General features: G+C 74.7%; 16 protein-coding genes and 1 tRNA gene. 8 read left to right on the top strand and 9 right to left on the bottom strand.

The features are described from left to right. Positions 1-72 precede the first annotated feature (72 nt). From ACFV4G_RS20925 to ACFV4G_RS20915, 3 genes are all read right to left on the bottom strand, one after another. Positions 73-882 carry an NDP-sugar synthase gene (locus ACFV4G_RS20925; protein WP_380442450.1) on the bottom strand — a complete coding sequence of 270 codons (810 nt, stop codon included), beginning with the start codon at positions 880-882 and terminating at the stop codon, positions 73-75. 106 nt (positions 883-988) lie between these two features. Beyond that, positions 989-1,435 (bottom strand): hypothetical protein, encoded by a 447-nt coding sequence (locus tag ACFV4G_RS20920; RefSeq protein ID WP_380442448.1) that lies wholly within the window; start codon positions 1,433-1,435, stop codon positions 989-991. A 183-nt stretch (positions 1,436-1,618) separates the two neighbouring features. Beyond that, the gene (locus ACFV4G_RS20915; protein WP_380442446.1) at positions 1,619-2,710 is read right to left on the bottom strand and encodes an ABC transporter ATP-binding protein; all 1,092 of its coding nucleotides are present in this window, start codon (positions 2,708-2,710) and stop codon (positions 1,619-1,621) included. A 283-nt stretch (positions 2,711-2,993) separates the two neighbouring features. Between ACFV4G_RS20915 and ACFV4G_RS20910 the strand changes: the two genes are divergently transcribed. Then, positions 2,994-3,067, top strand: a tRNA-Thr gene (locus ACFV4G_RS20910). 70 nt (positions 3,068-3,137) lie between these two features. Here ACFV4G_RS20910 and ACFV4G_RS20905 read toward each other — a convergent pair. From ACFV4G_RS20905 to ACFV4G_RS20885, 5 genes are all read right to left on the bottom strand, one after another. After that, the gene (locus ACFV4G_RS20905; RefSeq protein ID WP_380442444.1) at positions 3,138-4,349 is read right to left on the bottom strand and encodes a sensor histidine kinase; all 1,212 of its coding nucleotides are present in this window, start codon (positions 4,347-4,349) and stop codon (positions 3,138-3,140) included. Further along, positions 4,346-5,113 carry a two-component system response regulator CseB gene (gene cseB / locus ACFV4G_RS20900; protein ID WP_380442442.1) on the bottom strand — a complete coding sequence of 256 codons (768 nt, stop codon included), beginning with the start codon at positions 5,111-5,113 and terminating at the stop codon, positions 4,346-4,348. The genes ACFV4G_RS20905 and cseB overlap by 4 nt, the downstream gene beginning before the upstream one ends. A 26-nt stretch (positions 5,114-5,139) precedes the next feature. Further along, positions 5,140-5,985: a hypothetical protein gene (locus tag ACFV4G_RS20895; protein ID WP_380442440.1), complete on the bottom strand. Its 846-nt coding sequence runs from the start codon at positions 5,983-5,985 to the stop codon at positions 5,140-5,142. Positions 5,986-6,190: 205 nt separating this feature from the next. After that, positions 6,191-6,865, bottom strand: a complete 675-nt coding sequence (locus tag ACFV4G_RS20890; RefSeq protein WP_380442438.1) for a class F sortase — start codon at positions 6,863-6,865, stop codon at positions 6,191-6,193. Between the two features lie 202 nt (positions 6,866-7,067). Next, positions 7,068-7,574, bottom strand: a complete 507-nt coding sequence (locus ACFV4G_RS20885) for a hypothetical protein (protein ID WP_380442436.1) — start codon at positions 7,572-7,574, stop codon at positions 7,068-7,070. 451 nt (positions 7,575-8,025) lie between these two features. Between ACFV4G_RS20885 and ACFV4G_RS20880 the strand changes: the two genes are divergently transcribed. The 3 genes from ACFV4G_RS20880 (at position 8,026) to ACFV4G_RS20870 (ending at position 10,892) form a co-directional block, all read left to right on the top strand. After that, positions 8,026-8,154 carry a hypothetical protein gene (locus tag ACFV4G_RS20880; RefSeq protein WP_380442434.1) on the top strand — a complete coding sequence of 43 codons (129 nt, stop codon included), beginning with the start codon at positions 8,026-8,028 and terminating at the stop codon, positions 8,152-8,154. 69 nt (positions 8,155-8,223) lie between these two features. Next, positions 8,224-10,065 (top strand): ABC transporter ATP-binding protein, encoded by a 1,842-nt coding sequence (locus ACFV4G_RS20875; RefSeq protein ID WP_380442432.1) that lies wholly within the window; start codon positions 8,224-8,226, stop codon positions 10,063-10,065. After that, on the top strand, positions 10,062-10,892 hold the full coding sequence (locus tag ACFV4G_RS20870; RefSeq protein ID WP_380442430.1) for a serine/threonine-protein kinase: 831 nt from the start codon (positions 10,062-10,064) through the stop codon (positions 10,890-10,892). The genes ACFV4G_RS20875 and ACFV4G_RS20870 overlap by 4 nt, the downstream gene beginning before the upstream one ends. A gap of 2 nt (positions 10,893-10,894) precedes the next feature. On the opposite strand, the gene ACFV4G_RS20865 is transcribed toward ACFV4G_RS20870, so the two are convergent. After that, positions 10,895-11,692, bottom strand: a complete 798-nt coding sequence (locus ACFV4G_RS20865) for a hypothetical protein (RefSeq protein ID WP_380442428.1) — start codon at positions 11,690-11,692, stop codon at positions 10,895-10,897. 204 nt (positions 11,693-11,896) lie between these two features. Between ACFV4G_RS20865 and ACFV4G_RS20860 the strand changes: the two genes are divergently transcribed. From ACFV4G_RS20860 to ACFV4G_RS20845, 4 genes are all read left to right on the top strand, one after another. Further along, positions 11,897-13,222 (top strand): MFS transporter, encoded by a 1,326-nt coding sequence (locus ACFV4G_RS20860; protein WP_380442426.1) that lies wholly within the window; start codon positions 11,897-11,899, stop codon positions 13,220-13,222. Between the two features lie 289 nt (positions 13,223-13,511). Then, positions 13,512-13,745, top strand: a complete 234-nt coding sequence (locus ACFV4G_RS20855) for a hypothetical protein (protein WP_380442424.1) — start codon at positions 13,512-13,514, stop codon at positions 13,743-13,745. A 138-nt stretch (positions 13,746-13,883) separates the two neighbouring features. Further along, entirely contained in the window at positions 13,884-14,411 is a 528-nt protein-coding gene (locus tag ACFV4G_RS20850; protein WP_380442422.1) for a methylated-DNA--[protein]-cysteine S-methyltransferase, read from the top strand. Positions 14,412-14,624: 213 nt separating this feature from the next. Beyond that, positions 14,625-16,046 carry a family 2B encapsulin nanocompartment shell protein gene (locus ACFV4G_RS20845; RefSeq protein ID WP_380442420.1) on the top strand — a complete coding sequence of 474 codons (1,422 nt, stop codon included), beginning with the start codon at positions 14,625-14,627 and terminating at the stop codon, positions 16,044-16,046. Positions 16,047-16,290 lie beyond the last annotated feature (244 nt).

Genomic DNA, 16,290 nt, shown 5'->3' with positions numbered 1-16,290 from the left:
GGTGCTCCGTGGGGGAGCACCCGGCCGACCGCCTTCTCGCATGGGTTACCGGGGGGGGGCTTCTCGCATGGGTTACCGGGGGGCGCGGCCCGCGCCGGCGGCGAGCTCCTTGGCGGCCTCCGTGAGGTCCTTCGCGGTGTCGATCGCGCGCCAGTACACGCCCTGCGGCAGTTGGTAGCCCGCCAGCCGCTTGCTGCGGGCGAGTTGGGGGAACGTGGTGCGCTCGTGGTCGCCCACGTCCGGCAGCAGCTCGGCGAACTCCGGGCTGAACACGTACAGGCCCGCGTTGATGAGGAACGGCGACGGCGGGGCCTCGATGAAGTCCAGCACGTTGCCGAACTGGTCGGTCTCCACCGCGCCCCACGGGATCCGCGGCCGGGCCAGGGCGAGCGTCGCGACGGCGTCCCGCTCGTGGTGGAAGGCGGCCATGTCGCGCAGGCTGAAGCGGGTCCAGATGTCGCCGTTCGTGGCGTACCAGGGCTCGTCCGGGCGGGGCAGCGCCCTGGCCGCGTACTTGAGTCCGCCGCCGCGCCCGAGCGGCTCCTCCTCGACGACCGTGCGCACGCGCAGCGGCAGGTCCGCCTTGTCCAGCCACTCCTGCAGCACGTCGGCCAGGTGCCCGCAGGACACCACGACGTCCGTGACGCCCTCGGCGGCGAGCCACGCCAGCTGATGGCCGAGGATCGGCGTGCCCGTGCCCGGGATCTCGACCAGCGGCTTCGGGCGGTCGTCCGTGTAGGGCCGCAGCCGGGAGCCCTGGCCGCCAGCCAGGATGACGGCCTGCGTGACGGGCGTCGTGGTCGGCCGCGGCGGCTGGGCCTGCGGGGCCTGCTGTGCCTGCGGGGACGTGGGGTCGGCGGCGGGGCCGGAGTCAGCGCTCATGGCTGAACAATAGGCGCGCGGACGGGGGTTGGAGCCGCGGTTGCCGGGGCGGCGGGTGCGCGTTCAGGTGTTTGGGCGTGCGGACTGGTGGGCCGGCGGGTAGGCGTCAGCCCGTGATGCCCGCCGCGAACGAGCCGTCGCAGACCGGGCGGGCGAACGAGCGGGCCCGCTGGACGTCACCCTGGTACTTCTTCACCGTCGCCCGGCCCAGCTCGGTGGCGAGCGAGGTGCAGTACGGCGTCAGGGCGGGCTGCTCGCGCATCGAGCGCTCCAGCAGGTCCAGCGCGGCGGCCGGGCTGTGCTCGCGCAGCTCGTCCAGCATCGCGACGCGCAGCGCGTCCTGGGGCGCCAGCCCGTCGGGAGTCTTGCCGGCCGCGCCCGCGGTGCGTCCGATGCCCGCGCCGTCGCTGCTGGACGCCGCGACGACCTGCTGGTCGAGCCCGGTCGGCGGGGCCCACGGGACCCGGGTCACGGCGAGGGTGCCGGTGGTCACCAGGACGACGGGCAGGGTGAGGGCGACGGTCTGGCCGATACGGCGCAAAAGCTGCTTCACGCTCAGGAGCGTAGCGGTGGGTGCGCCCCGGATCGCCCTCCGTTACACCATCGAGTGACGACGTGTCCGGGTTCGTCCCGTCACCGTGTTGACGCGGGGGTGTACGGACGGAGCCCGCCGGACCGGGAGGCGGTCCGACGGGCTCGTGTCGCGCTTGCGCCGTGCCGGTGGTGTGCCGTCGGCTCAGCTGCTGAGGCGGGCACCCGTGCTGGTGGAGAACACGTGGGTCTCGTCGGCGATCGGTACGACGTGGATCGTCTCGCCGCGGGCCGGGATCTGCCGGCCGTGCACGCGGACCACGATGTCCTTGTCCTCGCCGCCGATCTTGGTGGTGCCGTAGACGAAGCCGTCCGAGCCGAGCTCCTCGACCACGTTGACCGTCACCGCGACGCCCTCGATGCCGCCGGCCGGGACGACCTCGAAGTGCTCCGGGCGGATGCCGACGGTCACGGTCTTGTCGAGGCCGGCGCCGGACAGGTCGTCACGCGAGATGTTGACCACCGAGCCGCCGAACTTCACGCCGCCGTCCACCAGCGGCACCTCGACCAGGTTCATGGCCGGCGAGCCGATGAAGCCGGCCACGAAGAGGTTGGCGGGCCTGTCGTACATGTTGCGCGGGGTGTCGACCTGCTGGAGCACGCCGCCCTTCAGCACCGCGACGCGGTCGCCCATGGTGAGCGCCTCGGTCTGGTCGTGGGTCACGTACACCGTGGTGATGCCCAGGCGGCGCTGCAGGCCGGCGATCTGGGTGCGGGTCGAGACGCGGAGCTTGGCGTCCAGGTTCGACAGCGGCTCGTCCATCAGGAAGACCTGCGGCTGGCGCACGATCGCCCGGCCCATCGCGACGCGCTGGCGCTGACCGCCGGACAGCGCCTTCGGCTTGCGGTCCAGGTACTCGGTGAGGTCGAGGATCTTCGCGGCCTCCTCGACCTTGGTGCGGATCTCGGCCTTGTTGACGCCGGCGATCTTGAGCGCGAAGCCCATGTTCTCCGCGACGGTCATGTGCGGGTAGAGCGCGTAGTTCTGGAACACCATCGCGATGTCCCGGTCCTTCGGCGGGAGGTGGGTGACGTCCCGGTCGCCGATCCGGATCGCGCCGCTGTTGACGTCCTCCAGGCCGGCCAGCATGCGCAGGCTGGTCGACTTGCCGCAGCCCGAGGGGCCGACCAGCACGAGGAATTCGCCGTCCGCGATCTCCAGGTCCAGCGCGTCCACGGAGGGCTTGTCCGCCCCCGGGTAGACGCGGGTCGCCTGGTCGTACGTGACAGAAGCCATGGTTGAGCTCTCCTTCACCGGCAGGAACGTGCCGGACGATCCGAGTAAAGGGGGGTTTCGTTCGTCTCACCGACCCGCCGAGTGGTCTGGACCACTACACGAACCGGCTCCCGGCGACGCTACCTGTGCCCCCGCCGCTTGTCAGCCCCCCTCCGGCCCGATTTCCGCATCGTTTCCATCACGCCCGCCCCAGCCGCCAACCCCCGGATATCCCCCCACCCCGCCACCCGCGCCCGGTAGACTGCCCCCGGTGCCGCCGTGATCCGTCGCGGACGGCCACCGTGCCTCCTTAGCTCAGCTGGCCAGAGCACCGCTCTTGTAAAGCGGGGGTCGTCGGTTCGAACCCGACAGGGGGCTCTGCGTGTGGAGGGCCAGTCCGCCGGGGTGCATCCGGTCGGGCTGGCCCTTCGGTGTTGGTGGGGCCGGGTCAGGAGGGTGGCGCGGCGGGGAGGGTGAGGGTTGCGAGGGCGCCGCCGGTGGGGTGGTTTGCGAAGGCCAGGGTGGCGCCGATGACGCGGGTGTGGCCGGTGGCGATGGTGAGGCCGAGGCCGTGGCCGCGGCCGCGTTCGGGGGCGTTGGTGCGGAAGCGCTGCGGGCCGTCGTCGAGGAGGTCGTCGGGGTAGCCGGGGCCGTGGTCGCGGACGGTGATGCGGTGGCCGTCGACGTGGAGTTCGACGGGGGCGGCGCCGTGGCGGTGGGCGTTGACGACGAGGTTGCCGAGGATGCGGTCCAGGCGGCGGAGGTCGGTGCGCACCTCGGCGTCGGCGGTGACCGTGACGTCCACGTCCAGGCCGGTGAGCGTGACGGTGCGGCGCACCGCCCGTTCGAGGGGGACGGTGGAGAGGTCCGGGGTCTCGACGTCGGCGTCGAGGCGGGAGACCTCCAGCAGGTCCTCGACGAGGGCGCGCAGGGCCTGGACCCGGTTCTGGACGAGCTGGGTGGGCCGGCCCGGGGGCAGCAGTTCGGCGGCGGTGACCAGGCCGGTCAGCGGGGTGCGCAGCTCGTGGGCGACGTCCGCGGTGAAGCGCTGCTCGTCCGCGAGCCGCCGGTGCAGCGAGCGGGACATCTGGTCGACGGCCGCCGCGAGGTCGGCCACCTCGTCCCGCCCGTCGACGAGTTCGCCGATCGGGGTGTCGGTCCGGCCGGCGGCGATGCCCCGGGCGGCGGTGGCCGCGGTGCGCAGGCGGCGGCTGATCCGGTCGGCGACCAGCACGCCGGCCAGGACGGTGGTGAAGACGGCCGCGACGACGGTGAGCAGGATGATCCGGTCGAGGTCGGCGATCGCCTGCCGGTCCTGGGTGAAGTCGACCCGGACCGAGAGCACGGCGTTCTGCACCGGTCCGGCCGCCCACATCGTCTCGCCGTCCGGCCCGGCGGCCAGCAGCGTGCCCTGTCGTCCGTCGGCGGCGAGCGTGTGCAGGCGGGCCGGCAGCGCGGGGTCGTTGAGGGCGGCGCCGTGGGCGGGGGCCTCGCCGCGTCCGTACGCGCCGAGCGAGGAGTCGAGGGCGGCGACGGCGGTGGCGCGGGCCTGGTCGACGTGCTGGCGGATCATCGCCTGGTGGACCAGCAGGCCGACGGCCACCGCGACCAGGACGGAGATCGCGGCGACGGCGGTGGCGATCTGGCGGCGCAACGTCATTGCGGCCGCCGCAGCTTGTAGCCGAAGCCGCGGACGGTCTCGATCCGTCCGGCGCCGATCTTGGCGCGCAGCCGCTGCACGTGGACGTCGACCACGCGGGTGTCGGCGCCCCACTCGTAGTCCCAGACGCGTTCGAGCAGGGTCGAGCGCTCCAGCACGATGCCGGGCGCGGCGGTGAACTCCAGCAGCAGCCGCAGCTCGGTGGGGGTGAGCGGGACGAGGCGGCCGTCCACCCGGACCTCCATGCTGTCGGTGTCCACCTGCATGCCGTCGAAGCTGCGCACGGTGGGCGAGGGGGACGGGGAAACAGCGGGGGAGACAGAGGGGGAAACGGAAGGGGGCGGCGTGGGGAGGTCGTCGTCGGCAGGGGCCGGGACGACGCGGATCCGTCGCAAGACCGTCCGGATCCGGGCGACCAGCACGGCGCTCTCGAACGGCTTGACCACGTAGTCGTCCGCCCCGGCCTCCAGCCCGGACACGACGTCCACCGGGTCGGTGCGCGCCGACATCATCAGGATCGGCAGCTGGCTCTCCTCGCGGATCCGCCGGCACAGCCCGACGCCGTCGAGGAGCGGCAGCATGACGTCCAGCAGGACCAGGTCCGGCCGGACGGCGTGGAACGCCTCCAGCCCTTCCAGGCCGTCGGCGGCCGTGGAGACGGGGAAGCCGTAGCGCTCCAGGGCCATCCGGGTGGCCTCGCGGATCACCTCGTCGTCCTCGACGATCAGGATGCGGGGCTGCGCGGGCGTCTCGGCGGGGGTCATGGGTGCTGAGGCTAGGGGGTCGGGGATCACGGCTGCACTCCCGGGAGGGCGGGCGTCGGCCGGGCGGGGTTCTTGGGGACGAGCGGGGACGGCACGGCCGTCGGGGTGGCCGGCTCGGCCGTCGGACGGACGGGGCCGGGGGCGCGGCCGCCCGGGGGCATGACGGACGTCACCGGGTCCGGTGCGGCGGACGGGCCGGGCAGCGGGCCGGTGCCCTCGAACTTCTGCTCCAGCCGGACGAGCCGGACGCCGTCCCACTGGTAGTGGCTGGTGGTCTGGACGGAGGTGGTGGTCTGCTCGTGCAGCCACAGGTCGGTGCCGATGGTCTCGGCGCTGAACAGCGGCACCAGCTTGACCCGCAGGATCGGCACGAGCCGGTCGTCGACCAGGGTGTAGACGTGCAGCACGACCTGCTGGGGCACGGCCACGGCGGTGATCAGCTCGGGCTTGCCGTCGCCGGTGAGGTCGCGGAACTCGGGGCTGCGGACCGCGCAGCCGGTGCACGATCCGAGGGCCGGCCGCTCCTCCGCGCTCACGCCGGGGTCCTTCGTGAGGACGGCGTGGACGTCGACCGCGGTGATGTCCCGCCCGGCCACGGTCAGGTCGGGCACGGGCTGCGGCGGCGCCTGGGACGCGGAGCCGGTCTCGGCGGCGGAGGAGGACGGCGTCGGCGGGGCGTTCAGTCCGGGCCAGAGCGGCTGGGCCCGCAGCGGCGGTGTCACCGGCTGCGACGGGCCGTGGTCCTTCAGGCCGCCGGGGTCGGCCCGGCCCACGACCAGGGCCGCGGCCAGCGCGACGAGGACGGCCACGGCCGCGAGGGCGGCCACCGGCGTGGCGGCGCGCCGTCGGCGGGGCGGGGGTGCTGCTGCCACGTCGGTGCTCGCCCTCCTGGAATGCCTGGTCTGGGACGCCTGGCCTGGGATGCCTGGTCTGGAACGCCTGGTCTGGGATGCCTGGTCGTGGGGGGACGCCGCAGGCGTACGGCGTCCTTGGTGTGCCCTTGGTGTAGGTCGTGCCGACGGTGGCCGGCGGTTCCCGTGCGGCCGGCCGGGCCGCCTCAGGCCGCCTCAGCCGGCCTCAGGCCAGGTCGGCCAGGACGACGATGTTGTCGGTCCAGTGGCCGTCCGCACCGATGCTGCCGCCGCAGGTGATGAGTCTGAGGGTCGGGGCCGGGGTGTCACCGTAGACGGCGTCGGTGGGGAAGCGGTCCTTGGCGGCCTGCAGCAGTGAGCGGACCTTGAAGTCCACGGTGGTGCCGTCCGCGCGTCGCACCTGGACGAGGTCGCCCGGCCGCAGCTGCGGCACGCGGTGGAAGACCGCCGGGCCGTGGACGGTGTCGTAGTGCCCGATCAGGACGGTGGGGCCGGTTTCTCCCGGGGTGGGCCCGTTGCGGTACCAGCCGACCTCCCCGGCCCGGTCGGCCGACGGCACCTGGACCGTCCCGTCGGCGTTCAGGCCGAGGCCGGTCACCGGGGCGTCGACGCCGGCCGACGGGATGAGCAGGCGGGTCGGCTCCGAGGCGGGGAGGGCCTTCGGGGCGGCGGGCGGTGCGGTGGCGGCGGAAGTGCCGGCGCCGGTGGTGCCGGAGACGCCCGGGGTGGACGCGGCGGGCCCGGGGGCCGGACCGTCCGTCGCGCTGCCGTGCGCCGAGGACTCGATCCGGACGACCGGCGTCTCCTGGGAGCCGATCGCCACCGACACGCCGAGCACCAGGCACAGCAGCCCGGCCGCCCCCACGACGGCCCGGCGCACCACGCCCGGTCTGCGCCGGGGCCCGCGCCGCCGTCCGCGCCCTCGTTCCGGTACAGGCCCCTGCCCTCGTCCCCGACCGGTCGCGCGCCGCCGCCGGCCGGCCGGTGCCCCGTCCGCGCCCGGGGCCGCCCCGGCACCGCCGCCCCGCCTGGCCAGGTGCGGGGCTGCGGCGCCGGGGTGCCCGGAGGACTCGGGGCCGGTGTCAGCCGCGCGCACCGGAGCGGCGGCGCAGGAGGGCGAAGCCCAGCGCCCCGGCGCCGACGGCCGCGACGGCACCGCCGGCGGCCAGCGTGAGGCCGTTGCCGTCGGTCGCGGTGGACCCGTCCCCGGCCTGGGCGGCGCCCTTCGGGACCTCGCGGACCTGCGGCCGGTTGGTGTCCTTGGCGTCGGCCGGCGCGGGCGTGGCGGTGGGCGTCTTGGCGACGCCCTCGGCGGCGGGCGCACCGGCGGTGGGCCGGGCCGGAGCCGGCTGGGCGGGTGCGGAGCCCTTCGGGACCACGACCGCGCCGGAGGCGGCGGGGCCGGCGGTCGGGGTGGCCGTCGGGATGGCCGGGGCGGCGCTCGGGGCGGCCGTGGGCGTGGCCGGGGCGGGGGCCCCGTCGGCCCACGCCTGCCCGCCGGTCAGGGCGGTCAGCAGCGCGGCCCCGGTCAGTGCGCAGACGGCCAGGACCCGGCGGCCCGGCGCGCGATCGGTACGGCTCCTGCTCATGGGGTGCTCTCCTTCGTCGGCATCGTCGACGCTCGTCGTCGATGGTCGGCATTGACGTCCGTCGTCGACGTCCGTCCTCGACGCGTTCCGACCCCTGCGGCCGGTGCGTCGACGGAGACGTTAGGGAGCCCGTGTCGCGGTCCCCGGCCGGTCGCGTCACGGCGGCCCATCGGCTTCGTAACGCCCCCGACGGCCTTCGTAACGGCTCCGGAGGGCTCTGTAACGACGACCGGGCAACGACGGCCGGGCGACGACGGCCGGGCGACGAAGGCCCGGCAACGCCCCCCGGAGCCCCGGCAACGACCCCCGGAGCCCCGGCAACGACCCCCGGAGCCCCGCGGCACCACCCAACTCCCGGTACGCGGAAGGAAACCTCCCCCGCCCCTGAACCAACCCGCCCGCCCGTGCGTACCCCCTGGTGATGGGGGGACCGGAGAGAAAGGTGGCAGCGATGAGCATGCTGGCCAACCTGGTCCCGGCGATGCGGCACGGCGGCAAGCACGACCGCAAGACCGGCAAGGAGACCAGGGACTCCAAGGCGGGCCGCCGTCGTCGTCGCGGGTCGAACTCGCGGCACTGACGGCCCCGCCGTCCTGTCAGGGCCGGGCCCCCGGCGGCCCGGCCACGTTCCACGGGCTGGAGTCGAACCGTGTGGTCACCGCTGCGGCCGACGGCCGCCGACGCGGGTGACGGCGACGGCGCCCGGGTGGATCCGGTCGTCGAGCCGGCCCCGGCCCTGCCGCTGCGGCGGACGTTCGGGCGGCTCTGGCCCTACACGAGGGGCGGGCGGCGCTGGCTGGCCCTGCTGCTGGTCCTCGTCCTGGCCGGCCCGGTGGTCGACGCGGCCGCGATCTGGCTGTTCAAGGTCGTCGTCGACGACGTCCTCGTCCCGCACAGGCTCGGCCTCTTCCTGCCGGTCGCGCTCGCCTACGCGGGGCTGACGGTCGTGGCGGGGGCCCTGGGCTTCGCCGACGAGATGACCTCGACGTGGGTCGGCGAGCGCTTCCTGCTGGCCCTGCGGGCGGACGTGTTCCGGCACCTGCAGGGCCTGTCGCTCGGCTTCTTCGAGCGGCGGCGGCTCGGCGACGTGCTGGCGCGGCTGACCGGCGACGTCGAGGCGGTCGAGACGTTCCTGCTCTCGGGTGTCGTCGACGCGGTCGCGTACGTCGCCGAACTCGCCGTCTTCCTGGGGGTGTTGTTCTACCTGCGGTGGGACCTCGCGCTGGTCGCGCTCATCGTGGTGCCGCTGTTCTGGTTCACCGCGCGGCACTTCTCGGCGCGGGTGAAGGCTGCCTCGCGCGAGCGGCGGCGGCGCAGCGGCTCGGTCAGCGCGCTCACCGAGGAGTCGCTCGGCAACATCGCGCTCGTCCAGGCCTGCAACCGGCAGGGCTGGGAGCAGGAGCGGTTCCGGCGGGAGAGCATGGCGCGGTTCCGGGCGACGATGGAGGCGACCCGCCTGCGCGCGCTGTTCGCGCCGATCGTGGACGTCCTGGAGCTGGCCGGCGCGCTGATCGTCCTCGGAGTGGGCGCCTGGGAGCTCGCGCGCGGACGCCTGACGCTGGGCGAACTCCTGGTCTTCGTCGCCCTGTTGAGCCGGCTGTACGGCCCGGTCCGGGGGATCTCCCGGCTCAGCAACGGCTTCTACTCGGCCTCCGCCGCCGCCGAACGGATCCTCGAACTCCTCGACGAGCGCCCGCAGGTGAGCGATCCGCCGGTGCCGCTGCGCCCCGCCCGGGTGCGCGGGGCGGTGGCCTTCGACGGGGTCTGGTTCCGCTATCCGGGCTCGACGCGGGTGGCGCTGTTCGACGTGTCGTTCCGCGCCGAGCCGGGCGAGACGGTCGCGCTGGTCGGCCCGAGCGGTGCGGGCAAGTCGACCGCCGCCAAGCTGCTGCTGCGCTTCTACGACCCCGAGCGCGGGGCCGTCCGCCTGGACGGGATCGACCTGCGCGAACTGGCGGTCGCCGACCTGCGCGAGCACATCGCCGTCCTGCTCCAGGAGACCCTGGTCGTCCACGGCACCGTGCGCGAGAACATCGCGTACGGGCGGCCGGGCGCCACGGACGCCGAGATCGTGGCCGCCGCCCGGGCCGCCGACGCCCACGAGTTCGTCAGCCGGCTCCCGGACGGCTACGACACGGTGGTCGGCCGCAACGGGCGGCTGCTGTCCGGCGGGCAGTGCCGGCGGCTGGCGATCGCCCGCGCGATGATCCGCGACGCGCCCGTGCTGATCCTCGACGAGCCGACGACGGGGCTGGACGCCGAGTCCGCGCGGCGGGTCCTGGCGCCGCTCGGGCGGCTCATGCGGGGCCGGACGACGATCGTCGTCTCGCACGACCTGTCCGCCGTCCGGCACGCCGACCGGATCGTGCTGCTCCGCGGCGGCTGCGTCGCGGACAGCGGCACGCACGGGGAACTGCTGGCCCGCGACGACGGATACGCGCGACTCGACCGGCTGCAGCGCTCCGACCTGGCCGAGGAGGTGTCGAGTTGAGTCCGGACACCGTCCAACCACCCCTCCCCGCAGGGACGTTCATCGCCCCCGGGTACCAGGTCCTGGCGCACCTCTGCCGCACCGGCTGGCTCGACCTCTACGACGCCTGGAGCGGGGAGCGCGACTGCCGCTGCGTCGTGAAGGTGCTCCGACCGGACCGCCGCCGCGAGCGGCGGCTGCGCGCCCGGCTGCTCCAGGAGGGCCGCTGGCTGGCCGAGTTCACGCACCCGCACCTCGTCCGCGGCTACGGGACGGGCGAGCGCCCGCAACCGTACGCCGTCCTGGAGACGCTCGCCGGGGAGACGCTCTCCCACGTCCTGGACACCCGCCCCCGCCGCCCGGCCGCCGCCGACGTGGCCATGCTCGGGCTCCACCTGTGCTCGGCCGTCCACTACCTGCACGGCCGCGGCCTGCTGCACCTCGACCTCAAGCCCTCCAACGTCGTGATCGACTGCCGCCGCGCCAAGGTGCTCGACCTCAGCGTCGCCCGTCCGCCCGGCCCGGCCGCACCCGGCATCGGCACCGACGGCTACCTCGCCCCCGAGCAGGCCCGTGGCGGGCGGCTCACCGCGGCCGCCGACGTGTGGGGCATCGGCATCACCCTCTACGAGGCCGCCACCGGCGACGTCCCGTACGACGGCCCGGACCCGGACGGCCCGGCACCACCGGTCTCCCGGCGCCGCCGCCTCCCGCGCCCGCTGGCCGCCGCCATCGACGCCTGTCTGCGCACCGACCCGGAAGCCCGCCCGAGCGTGCCCGAACTGGCCGACCGTCTCGACGAGTTGCTCGCCCAGGGGCGCCGCGCGGTGCCGCCGGACGAGCAGTGACCTCAGCGCGCCGCCCGCAGCCGGCGCAGCGTCCAGTCCGTGCCCAGCCGCTGCGTGTGCGCCGTGAACAGCTCCGCGGCCCGGCGGTACGACAGCCGCCCACGGCCCGTGTGCGGGCAGCGGTCCGCGGGTGTGGTGCCGGCAGGGGCCCTGCGGTCGGTGAGGAAGAGCGGCCCGGTGGCGCGACCGGCGACGAGGAGGGGGAGCAGGCGGGCGGTGCCGGCCTGCCACTGCACCGCCGGCCGCCCCGGGCGGGGGCGGGTGCGGCGTGCCGGGAGGTCGAGGTCGTCGGTGTTCAGGGCGAGGACGGTCTCGATCGCGGCGCCGGACTCGTGCAGCAGGTGCCACAGCGTCTGCTCGCGCAGCGGCGCCCGGAGCGCGAACAGGGCGCGCAGCTCGTCCGGGGTGAGCGGGCCGGCGGCGGGTGCGGGGGCCGGGTGGGCGCGCAGGCCGGTGGTCGGGTCCCGGGTGATCCAGCCCCGGGCGCGCCACCAGGCCACGGCCGCGCGCAGGGTGGACAGCTCGCGGTTGAGCGTGCGCGCGTCGGTGTCCGCGGCGCGGCGGGTGACGGCGGCGCCGAGGCGGGCGGCGGCGTCCGGGTGGTCGAGCAGGGCGAGGGGGAGGACGGGCGGCCGGGCGCGGCGCCGCCCCGGGCCGGTGGGGGCGGTGCGGCCGGCGAGCGCCCAGGCCCAGGTGTCCAGCCCGATCCGGTAGACCCGGCGGGAGCCCCCGGCGAGTCCGGAGACGGCGAGGTAGCGCTCGACGGCGACGGCGTACTCGACCGGGGGAAGCTCTGTCATCAGTGATCCTCTACCGCAGTAAACGAATGCCTCACGGACGCTTGAATCGTATCCGGTAGTCGCAGTAAACAGCAGGTGAAACGGTGTCCAGCTAGCCGTTTACTGCGGCACATTCGGCCATCGCGGAAATTGATGCAAAAAGACTCAAGTTTTTTCGCCGGAGCCCTTGAACGGCTGCTCCGCGCGGAGGCAGACTTGCCGCCCATGGCAGTGGAAACCGAACGGATCCCGGCCCGTCGACGGCGCCCTGGAGACCGTCTCGCCGTGCTGGGCGAGCGCGACTTCCGGTGGTTCTTCACGGGCTACGCGACGTCCCTCCTCGGCTCCGCGATGGCACCGGTGGCGGTGGCCTTCGCGGTGCTCGGCGGTGGAGCGGACGGCAGTGGCGGCCCCGGTGGCGGCGGCCCTGGCGCTGGCGGCACCGGCGGGGACGGCGCCGACCTGGGCTGGGTGATGGCCGCCCGGATCCTGCCGGTGGTGCTGGTCCTGCTCGCCGGCGGAGTGATCGCCGACCGGCTCGGCAGCCGCCGCGTGATGCTCGCCTCGGACGGGCTCCGCGGAGTCGTCCAGGCGCTGTTCGCCGTGCTGCTGGCGACCGGACGGGCGCCGCTGTGGGCGATGGTGGCGCTCGTCGCCGTGTGGGGGATCGGCGAGGGGCTGTTCATGCCGGGGCTGGGCGCGCTGGTGCCCGGCCTGGTGCGCCGCCAGGAGCTCGTCGGCGACGCCAACACGCTGCTGGGGATGGCCCGTTCGGTCGCGACGGTGGCCGGTCCCGCGCTGGCCGGCGTGATCACGGCGGTCTGGGGACCGGCGGTGGTGCTGGCGGCCGACGCGGCGACGTACGGGGTCGGCGCGTTCGCGCTGTACCGGCTGCGCCTGGCCGGTGCGGCGCCGGACGGCGGGCGCGAGTCGCTCCTCGCGGACCTCCGCGCGGGCTGGTCGGAGTTCGGCTCCCGGCCGTGGCTGTGGATCACCACCGCGCACATGGGGCTCTTCAACCTGCTGGTGTGGGCGCCGTTCCTGATCCTCGGGCCGCTCACCGCGCAGCGCGAGCTCGGGGGTGCGCGCGCCTGGGGCGCGGTGATGGCCGTGTACGGCGTCGGTGCGGTGCTGGGCGGCCTGCTGATGCTGGGCCGTCGCCCGGCCCGGCCGCTGGCGGTGGCCACCGTGGCGACGCTGGGCTGGGCGCTGCCCTCGGCGGCACTGGCGGGCGGTGCGGCGCTGCCGTGGGTGGTGGCCGGGGCGCTGGTCGCGGGCGTCGGCTCGGCGGTCTGCGGCACGCTGTACGGCACGACGATGCAGCGCTGGGTGCCGCCGGAGGCGCTGGGCCGGGTGACGTCCTTCGGCGCGCTGGGCGCCTTCGCCCTGGGGCCGGTGGGCCTGGCGGCGGCGGGACCGCTGGCGGGGCGGCTCGGGACGGGGACCGTCCTGGCGCTCGGCGCCCTCTGGCAACTCGGCGCCGCCGTGGCGGTGCTGGCCGTACCCGCCGTGCGTCGCCGCCCCTGGGAGGGCGACGAGGAGGCCACCTGAACCCGCTCCGGGGCGCACCCCCGGGCGGACGCCCGGCCCCGGCGCGCCACCGCCCCGCCCGCCCGGTGGACCCGCCGGCGGGCGGGGCCGCCCTCCGCGCCCCGCCCCGGGCCGCACCCTCCCCGCCCCGGGCCGCACCTGCCCCGCCCCCCGGGCCGCACCCTCCCCGCCCCCCGGGCCGCACCCTCCCCGCCCCCCGGGCCACCCTCCCCGCCCCCGGGCGGTCCCGGTGAGCCGGTCGTACGGTGGAGGGTGCGGGGGTCGACGGAGTCGACGGAGGAGGCTGGCCATGCCCGGTTCGCTCACCATCAGCCACCACGAGGCCGCGGTGGCCCTCGACCACACGGACGCCGCGCGGCTCGCCACCGTGCTGGAGGAACTGGCCTATCTGCTGGAGATCCCGGGCCCGAACCGGATCAACGACGCGCAGCTCACCGTCCTGTGCGAGGGACGCGCGGCGAACCGCGCCGAGCTGTCGCACTGGTCCCGCGCGCTCGCGGCGCAGCTGAAGGGCCGGCTCTAGCCCGGCGCACCGGCGCCGCCGCCGGGCCCGCCGTACGATGGCGCGCGGGGCGGGCGGTGGTCGCACGCCTCCCGGGTGCCGGGGTGGCCGGCGGCCGGCCCGGTGGAGGGTGAGGGTGGGGGCCCGAGCGTGTCGCAGATGTCCTGGCTGACCGTGCCGACGCCGCTGCCGAGCGGCCCGATGCACATCGCCGTGACGCCGCTGGGCGTGGCGGCGGCGGGTTACGGCGGCCGCGACGGCGAGGCGCCGGCCTGCACCGACGACGCGAAGATCGCCACCGTCACCGACCGGATCGGCGCCTACCTGGCGGGCCGCAGCCGGGAGTTGGGCCTGCCGATCGACTGGAGCCTGAGCAGCGGCCCGCACCGGGAGGTGCTGCGGACGCTGTGGCGCGAGGTGCCGTACGGGCGGACCATCACCTACGGCGAACTGGCCGTGCGCAGCGGGGTGTTCGAGGACGTGACCGAGCCGGGCCTGGCGGCCCGCACGGTGGGGCAGATGATGGCCGCCAACCCCGTCGCGCTGCTCGTGCCGTGCCACCGGGTGGTGGCGGCGGACGGCATCGGGGGCTTCGGCGGCGGCCGGGTCGGGATCGACGTGAAGCGCTGGCTGCTGACCCTGGAGGGCGTGCTGGAGCCGACTCTCGATTGGAACGGCCCACTCTGACGCGCCGGATGCGGGAGGATGGCACCCGGCATTCCGGCGAGTTCGATTAAGCAATCGAACAAATATCGAGCAAGTGATCTAGTCGTACTATTTGTTCGGTTATTCCGAACCACTCGAATGAGTGATTGCGGCGTGCCTCCGTTCGGGCCCACCATGAAGTTGCACCATGAATATGCAAGGCGTCACTTCATCGGGTTTGCGAAGGGCTCCCCTATGTCGACCGAAACGAATGCCGGTATTCCTGCGCCGGGTGCGCAGCCGGAGATCCGGCAGCAGCAGAGTCTGAGCACGGCGGGTGCGCGGAACCTCGCCACGACCACCAAGTCCGCGCCGCAGATGCAGGGCATCAGCCCGCGCTGGCTGCTCAGGATGCTGCCGTGGGTGCAGGTCTCCGGTGGTACCTACCGGGTGAACCGTCGCCTGCGCTACTCGATCGGCCGCGGCCGGGTGAGCTTCGTCAAGACGGGCGCCGAGGTGCGGATCGTCCCGCCGAGCCTCACCGAGGTGCCGGTGCTGCGCGGCTTCCAGGACGAGGCCCTCCTGGAGGAGCTGGCCGGGCGCTTCGTGCAACGCGAGTTCTCCGCGGGTGACGTGCTGATCTCCGCCGGTGCGGAGATCAGCGAGGTCTTCATCATCGCGCACGGCAAGCTGGAGCGGATCGGAACGGGCAAGTACGGCGAGGAAACGGTCATCGGCACCCTCGCCGACGGCGACCACCTCGGCGACGAGGCCCTGCAGGAGGACACCAACACCTGGCCGTACACGGTGAAGGCGGCCACCGCCGGCACCGTGATGGTGCTGCAGTGGCCCGCCTTCCAGGAGCTCCACGACCGCTCCGAGTCGCTGCAGCTGCAGATCATGGAGTACCTGAACGGCTTCCAGCAGGCGCAGAACAAGCACGGCGAGGCCGCGATCGACCTCTCCGCCGGCCACGAGGGCGAGTTCGAGCTGCCCGGCGCCTTCGTCGACTACGAGCTGAAGCCGCGCGAGTACGAGCTGAGCGTCGCCCAGACGATCCTCAAGGTGCACAGCCGGGTCGCCGACCTCTACAACCAGCCGATGAACCAGACCGAGCACCAGTTGCGGCTGACGATCGAGGCCCTGCGCGAGCGCCAGGAGCACGAGCTGATCAACAACCCGGAGTTCGGCCTCCTGCAGAACGCCGAGTACGACCAGCGGATCCAGACGCACTCCGGCCCGCCCACGCCGGACGACATGGACGACCTGCTCAGCCGCCGCCGCAGCACCAAGATGTTCCTCGCGCACCCGAAGGCGATCGCCGCCTTCGGCCGCGAGTGCAACAAGCGCGGCCTCTACCCGGGCACGGTCGAGGTCGAGGGCAAGCACGTCACCTCGTGGCGCGGGGTGCCGGTCTTCCCGTGCAACAAGATCCCGATCATCGGCGGCCACACCAGCTCGATCATCGCGATGCGGGTCGGCGAGGACAACCAGGGCGTCATCGGCCTGAACCAGACCGGAATTCCGGACGAGTACCAGCCGGGCCTCTCGGTGCGGTTCATGGGGATCGACGAGAAGGCCATCATCTCCTACCTGGTCAGCGCCTACTATTCGGCCGCCGTCCTGGTGCCGGACGCGATCGGCGTCCTGGAGAACGTGGACATCGCCCAGCGCTGAGGCGGGCGCCGCGGGCCGGCCGCGGAGGCGGCCCGCACGGCACGCCGACCGCACCCCGTCCCACCGCACCGAGCACCGTCCGGCCCGGGCCCGTGTCCCGGGCCGGGCGGCGCCACGCGCGCCCTACCGCGCACCGGGGGGGGGGGGGGGGCCCCCCCCCCCGGGCCCCCCCCCCCCCCCAAGCACCAACAGTCTGTGGGCCACCACTGAGACCCCCCCCGCGCGCGCGCGCCCCCCCGGGCGC

Origin of the sequence: Kitasatospora sp. NPDC059747 (assembly GCF_042732955.1) — a bacterium.
In the GTDB taxonomy this organism is placed as follows: Bacteria; Actinomycetota; Actinomycetes; order Streptomycetales; family Streptomycetaceae; genus Kitasatospora.
Note: the sequence above shows the minus strand (reverse complement) of the source record. Positions and strands in the feature narration are given on the sequence as shown.

Coding starts and splice junctions, on each gene's coding strand:
- ACFV4G_RS20885 (WP_380442436.1), bottom strand. CDS start 7,574: ATGAGCAGGAGCCGTACCGATCGCGCGCCGGGCCGCCGGGTCCTGGCC.
- ACFV4G_RS20915 (WP_380442446.1), bottom strand. CDS start 2,710: ATGGCTTCTGTCACGTACGACCAGGCGACCCGCGTCTACCCGGGGGCG.
- ACFV4G_RS20850 (WP_380442422.1), top strand. CDS start 13,884: ATGTCCTGGCTGACCGTGCCGACGCCGCTGCCGAGCGGCCCGATGCAC.
- ACFV4G_RS20845 (WP_380442420.1), top strand. CDS start 14,625: ATGTCGACCGAAACGAATGCCGGTATTCCTGCGCCGGGTGCGCAGCCG.
- ACFV4G_RS20925 (WP_380442450.1), bottom strand. CDS start 882: ATGAGCGCTGACTCCGGCCCCGCCGCCGACCCCACGTCCCCGCAGGCA.
- ACFV4G_RS20880 (WP_380442434.1), top strand. CDS start 8,026: ATGAGCATGCTGGCCAACCTGGTCCCGGCGATGCGGCACGGCGGCAAG.
- cseB (WP_380442442.1), bottom strand. CDS start 5,113: ATGACCCCCGCCGAGACGCCCGCGCAGCCCCGCATCCTGATCGTCGAG.
- ACFV4G_RS20905 (WP_380442444.1), bottom strand. CDS start 4,349: ATGACGTTGCGCCGCCAGATCGCCACCGCCGTCGCCGCGATCTCCGTC.
- ACFV4G_RS20855 (WP_380442424.1), top strand. CDS start 13,512: ATGCCCGGTTCGCTCACCATCAGCCACCACGAGGCCGCGGTGGCCCTC.
- ACFV4G_RS20860 (WP_380442426.1), top strand. CDS start 11,897: ATGGCAGTGGAAACCGAACGGATCCCGGCCCGTCGACGGCGCCCTGGA.
- ACFV4G_RS20865 (WP_380442428.1), bottom strand. CDS start 11,692: ATGACAGAGCTTCCCCCGGTCGAGTACGCCGTCGCCGTCGAGCGCTAC.